Consider the following 6,008-nt stretch of genomic DNA (forward strand, 5'->3'; position numbering starts at 1 on the left):
AACCCATCGACAAATGCTGCTGCCGCACCTGAACAAAGCCACCGGGCCGAGGGCATGGTCGGTGCTCAGCCTCGGGCTGTCGGCGGAGTGGCCCGAGTGGTTGATGAGGCTCTTCGAAGTTGGCTATGGCGGATATTTCGTGAAGCACACGATGGCGGGGGATGGATGGCTCATGCTTGATCGCTAGCACAAGGGCCCTGGGCCCGGCATGCCTTGAGGGGTCGGCGGTGGTGGTCGGTGAACTGGTATGCGCAGAACTGCAACGCGTCGATTGGACATCGCTGGAGTGCGGTTGCGGTGACTCTGCGGAGCATGTGCCGCTTCTGATCGAGGCGATCATCACTGCTGAGACACCCCAGGACATGATCGGATACGCCCTCGACGGTCATGTCGAGGAAAACACGATCATCTTCGAGTGCACTCCGCCAGCGATCGGCATGATCATGGCCGCGCTGGCGGGTGACCTCTCGACACTGGTCCGAGACGTGCTGCTGCAGACGTTGTCGTTCGTGGCCGCAGGCTCCAGCGACTACGAGCCGACTGCGGAACGCGCGGGTTGGGCGAGGCATGCAGGTATCACGCTCAGGAGGGTTTTCTGGAGGCTCGTCCAGATCGGGCTCACGGGTACTGCGGAAGACGCCGAAACGGTGGCCGACATCTGCGAGTACTTCGGGCTGGGCGGCGACGAAGCCGCCTTCTACCAGGCAGAGTTCCCGTAACTGTGTGCGCACGATGACCAGGCGAGGGCGACACGTCTCATGCTGTGAAGGCAGGGTGGTTAGGCGAGGACGAAACTTCGCCGACGCCCTCTACGAAGTACCACACCCCCCGCTTCATCCTCGGGCCCGCGCTCCGCGGGCAGCTGGAGACAGACGACTTGCGTCAGGTGGACTGCCAACCGCAGCTCGGGAGAGAGAAGGATCGACAGTGTCCGGCGAGCACCATGAGACAGGGTTTCGGTTCGGCTGGCGTGGCAGCCATTACCCTGGCATGCCCGTTGACGACCTGTGGTTGGCGGTCGGCAAGGATCCGGACGGTACCTGGTGCTTCGACGCCTACTTCATCGGACGGACACTGACGGGTGGCGCACCCCGGGCCGCCGCGTTCGCCCAGTGGCTGCTGGCCAGCCCACCAGAAGGCCAGTACGAGAAGAGTTCATGCTGGTTGACAGCGAACCGCAGAGCGGATCGCGCCGGCTCACGGACGGTACTCGGCTCACCGTCGAAGTCCTGTTGGGCCGTGAAGAAGCGGGTGGACCCGAGTACCTCCAAGTGCTCTTGTCCGGCGAAATTCGCAACTTCGCCTTTGAGGTGTGCGCACCGCTGGAATGCCAGCGGGTGCGTCGCGCTGAGCTGGAAGCCGCCGCGGCCGACTCCTCACCTCACGTGGCTATGTTCGCTGACCGAGAAGCCGCAACGACCGTGTTCGCTGTCAAGACCCTTGGTTGGATGGCAACGGACGGACAGCTGTGCTGGCCTCAAGAGGAGTTGGTCGACGACCCGCCAGCACGAAGCACGGTCCGCTACTCGTCAGTGGTCGCAGCCTCTGGGTCAGGCACGGGCCGGCCGACGTCGGATGACCAATTGGGACGGAAGCGTTCGACCAAGGCTGTGAAGTCGTTCCGCAGATACCGAGAATCGCACGGCATCAGCCGGATCTGTTGGCGGCTGTCAGCCCACCAGATCTTGAAATCGGCAACCGTGCCTTCCGCTGGCCAGTCCTCGATCTCGCTCGAGAGCCAGAGGGAGTCGACAAACCCTCCCACGCTCAGACCGACGTCCACGAAGATCCCAATCACGCCGGGACGGGGAACCTTCACTACGGTGCCTTCGAATACCTGACCGAAGCGCAGGCCCCTCCGAATCCGAGTCCACTCGGCATCTGTCACCACGAACAGATCATCGCATCCCTCGTCCGGGACGCAGCATCCGGAACTCAACGTGAGCCGAACCAGCATCCCCTCACGATGTTCGCCTCAGTGACACGGCACTGCCGCTACTTCTCGAGCCACCCGGCATGCCGACCGCGCTGCGCGTCCCGACAGACGGGAAAGCCCGCCCGGCCACCGCCGAGCGCGACGCCGGAGCATTGTCCCGCCCGGCGGACCGGCAGACCACCTCGGGCGGCCAACGCTTCGCTCTGGCGGGACACTCCGCGCGCCCCCGGCCGACGTCACCGATGCAGACTCTTCCGGACCGTGGGAGCTGCTGTCGCTCCTGCCGATGTGCCGGGCGCGACCAGCCTGGGTTGTGCCACGCAACGTCCGGGCGTCGCCGGTCGAGCCGGTGCGGGCCGCGGTACCCGCGATGACCCCGCGGCACCCACGGTGACCCTGTTCGGTGTACACCTCACGGAGACGACCATCGGGGGGCCCGCTGTTCTGCCCTTGACGAGCTGAAGCAAGCAAGTACGCCGCCACGCGCCAACGGCGCCTGCCGGCTCCGCGCCCGCACCCCGCACCCGTGGGGAGTACGGGGAATCCGCCATGTGACCATGGGCTCCTCTGTTCCTTCGCCCGCGAGGTGATTTTTTGACGAAGGTGGCACTGCGGCCCTACGCACTGTTGCCTCGGCAGTACGACGAACGGAAGGTCCTGGCCTCCACGGTGGACGCGTGGGGAAGGGCCCTTTGGTTGACGTGCACTGATGTCCGCTTCCCGACTCAGCCTTTCGGCAGGGCGCGCCCCGAGCCTCTGGCTCTTCCCTTCGACGCCCTGCTCGTCATCCGCGACGGGGACCAAGTACGCGAGCAAACCCTGCACGGCGTGGCGTTCGCGCCGACCGACATCGAGGCACTGCCCGGGGGCGGGTTCGTCCTGCACGGCAGGTGCTGGCCTGACCGGCGCAACGGCCAGATCTTCGGTGGGGGCGGCCGGCCCCGTCGCCGCTTCGCCCTGGGCTCCCACCTGCTGCACATGGTGGCGGACCGCCGTTCGAACTTCTGGACCGGCTACGGCGACGAGGGCATCTACAGCGGCGACCCCGTCAGTGCCGGCGCCCTGGTCCGGTGGGACGGAAGGGGGAACCTGCAGCACGGTCTGTATCCCCCGGAGCCCTACCGCGTCGTCGTCGAGGTCGACGCGCTCAACGTCACCGACTCGGTCGTCCTGGCCGCGTACTCCGGTCCCGGCTATCCGCTCGCGGAGCAGCGGATCGGCGAGCCGCTCCGAGTGCGGCCCCTCCCCGTGGCGGCCGCCTGCGGTCTCGCGGTACAGGGCGACCGTCTCCTGTTGTTCGGGGGCTACGAACCCGGTACGGACCACACGCGCGGGCGGCAGGTCCACCACTGCCTGCTGCGCGACGACGGGGCGGTGATCACCGGACGGGCCGAGCTGTGCTGGCCGAACGGCGATCCGGTGCGCCGCTACACGCGCCCCATCGGCCGCGGCCCCCACCTCTACCTGCGCAATCCCCGGTCGATGCGGATGTGGTACACGCTGAGCGTGCCCGACTGAGTGCCTTCAGGCCTGCACCCGTCGCGTGGTCCACGATCCAGACGGCGCCGCGGTGGTGGCCCCGGTTCTCCGTCACAACGGACCGCCCCGAACTAAAGGTGTCGTGGCAGGTCATCTGCGTTCGGCGGGACCGCTGCGCACAGGCACACCCGTTTTCAGCCGAGATGACAAACGGGAGGAAGAACGCAGCCGATACCTCCATCCAAAAGGGTGGGGCTGATGGGCGGCGTGTGAGTTGCAGTGGTTTGCGATGGTGTCCTGCACTGGATGTGGGACGTGTTGTTGCTGGTCGTGGGTCTGTGGGGGGTGTGTAGGTGTCGTTCTTTTCGTGAAGGCCGGTGTCGTTTCCCGCTGAAGGTTTGGTGTCGTGTGTGTAGGCGTGATGGGGAGGGGTGGCTGGCTCCGGGTGGTGGCAGTGGCGGAAGGCCGTTCTGCCGTGGCCACGCCTTGGGCGGGATGGCCGTTGCTGCGTATCGGCAAGTGGTGGCTTCTTCGAAGGGGCGGTGGGTCGCCGTCGGTGGGGTTTGCGGAGCGGTTGTGTGATCAGGCAGTGCTGTGTGTTCGGGCTGGGCTGCACTCCACGATTTCGCGTGCTGCGCAGTCTGCTCGGGTGGTCGTCGAGCAGTCTGGTGGTGATCAGGATTGCGTGGATGATGCTGACGCCTTTGTCTTTCAGATGCTGCTGGACGGTGTCCATGTCGACGTTGGTGTCCAGTAGCTGTCTGCATTCGTCGATCTGATCGCCGAGCTGTTGCGCGCGTTCAGGGGTCAGACCGTGGACGTTGGCGAGGAGCTCTTCCGCGGTGTGGCTTGACATGTCAGGGATTCTCTCAGGGGCTTGGCTTGGCTGTGTCTTGCGGGTTATGCCGGGCTTGGAGGGGTTTGGGCGGGATCTGCCCAGTGTGGTACGCGTTCGGCTAGAAGGATCCGGTTCCGCTCGTGGTCGACTGTCAGGATCTGTACGGAGATCTGTTGGCTCTCGTGGATGGTCTCCGCGGACGGGGTCGGCTCGGTGAGCGGAACGAGTCCCTCGACGCAGTCGGCGAGGCGTACGAAGAGTCCTATGGACGCGATCTTCGTGATGTGTCCGTCGACGACTTGACCGGCGCGGAAGCGGGGCAGCAGGTTTTCGTGCTTGGCCCACTCGTCGAGTACGACCGCTACCTGGTGGTTGTGGTCGGCGTGCCAGACGACCTGGCTGGTGGCGTGCTGTCCCAGGGCGGGCAGTTCCATGCACCTGGGCATTCTGTCGATTCTTGCCAGGCTTACGGCGTGGGGGTGGCCGTCGATGGAGAGGAAGACACCGAAGGGCTGCCGGTCGATGACTTCACCGGTGATGCGGGTACCGACGGGCAGAGCGTGGACGGTCTCGGCCCAGGCCGAGGCCGCGTCGGGCATGTGTTTGCCGTTCTCCCCGGGCCAGGAGTATTCGCTCATCCGCCGATCATGGCATGTGCCGGTCATGGGGGAGGTGCGGCGTTGGTGGAATGGGTATATCCACGGGTCCCGGTCCGGTGGCCAGAAGGGGCTGAGCGCTGTGGGCACGGAAGTGCCTGGTGGGGGTCCTTTCGGTGGGCCAAGTGTCGCCGGTCAGTGAAACTGAGCAGTGGTCAGGCTTTTGACCTGGGGTTGTGCAGTTTGGTTGAGCGGGTTGCCGACTGACTGGCTCACTGAGTCTGCGCAGGAAGTGGCCCTGCAAGTTGTCTGACCTGCGGAGTTCCTAGTTTCAGGTCCGGCTGCGCAGGTTGGTTGGGCACTGCGCAGTTTCACTGAGCGCCGACAAGAGGGGCGTTTTGTGGGATGCCCATGCTCAGTGCATCCCCAGAGTCTAGCTACTGCTGTTTTTGAAGCACCAACCCTGTCCGGGGATCGGTCAGATGAGGTCTGTCGGGTGGCTGGAAGGGTTACTGCCCCAGGTGCCGTCTGGTGGTCCGCCGCTTGCGCCGATGACCCAGAACCCGATGACCGTGATGATTGCGGGGGCGGCAGCGAGGGCTTTGAGCCATTTACCCAAAGCGTCTTGGATGCCCTGGGCGGCTGGGAGCAGGGCGATTGCTGTCACGGCTATCCAGGTGACCAGGCACAACACCCCGCTTGTGAGTGCCCATCGTTTGGCCCGGCTCATTGTGCCCCCACTCTCCTGATGCCAGTGGCACCTCATCCTGCCGGTGAGAGACTCCGAGGGGAAAGCGCCTTGCTCCTTCCAGCCCCAGAGCCATCCTCTCCCTTGCTGGCGGCCCGCGCAGCGGGCTGGTCCTGGAGGCGGAGCCGGAAGGGACCCGGGTGGGGGAGCGGAGCGGACCCGCCCCAACGGCCTGTAGGTCCCGGCTCCGTGAAACCGGGTCACCTCAGCCCGCGGAGCGGGCCGTTCGGGTGGAGCGCAGCGGAACCCGAACCAGTCCGGAGCGAAGCGCAGGACCCCGGCCCGAAGGGCCGGCTCTGGCTCGGCGAAGCCGAGCCCCGCCGAGCGCAGCGAGGCGGTTCGTTGGCACAGCGCGCAGCGCTGTGGGACCCGAGATCGGAAGAGTGTCGTGTCGGGGAAAAGGGGTTCCGC

4 protein-coding genes are annotated in these 6,008 nt (G+C 65.8%); 2 read left to right on the forward strand and 2 right to left on the reverse strand.

What is annotated here, in order from left to right:
- The first annotated feature begins 227 nt into the window (after nucleotides 1–227).
- A complete protein-coding gene (locus ACZ6I1_RS31680; RefSeq protein ID WP_469292343.1) occupies nucleotides 228–719 on the forward strand; it encodes a hypothetical protein in 492 nt (163 codons plus the stop codon).
- 803 nt (nucleotides 720–1,522) lie between these two features.
- Here ACZ6I1_RS31680 and ACZ6I1_RS31685 read toward each other — a convergent pair.
- Complete coding sequence (locus ACZ6I1_RS31685) at nucleotides 1,523–1,957, reverse strand: hypothetical protein (protein ID WP_469292344.1); 435 nt, start codon at nucleotides 1,955–1,957, stop codon at nucleotides 1,523–1,525.
- A gap of 807 nt (nucleotides 1,958–2,764) precedes the next feature.
- Here ACZ6I1_RS31685 and ACZ6I1_RS31690 point away from each other — a divergent pair.
- The gene (locus ACZ6I1_RS31690; protein ID WP_469292345.1) at nucleotides 2,765–3,454 is read left to right on the forward strand and encodes a hypothetical protein; all 690 of its coding nucleotides are present in this window, start codon (nucleotides 2,765–2,767) and stop codon (nucleotides 3,452–3,454) included.
- Between the two features lie 861 nt (nucleotides 3,455–4,315).
- On the opposite strand, the gene ACZ6I1_RS31695 is transcribed toward ACZ6I1_RS31690, so the two are convergent.
- The gene (locus ACZ6I1_RS31695) at nucleotides 4,316–4,891 is read right to left on the reverse strand and encodes a S1 RNA-binding domain-containing protein (protein ID WP_469292346.1); all 576 of its coding nucleotides are present in this window, start codon (nucleotides 4,889–4,891) and stop codon (nucleotides 4,316–4,318) included.
- Between the last annotated feature and the right edge of the window lie 1,117 nt (nucleotides 4,892–6,008).

Source organism: Streptomyces sp. NPDC046303 (assembly GCF_055588085.1).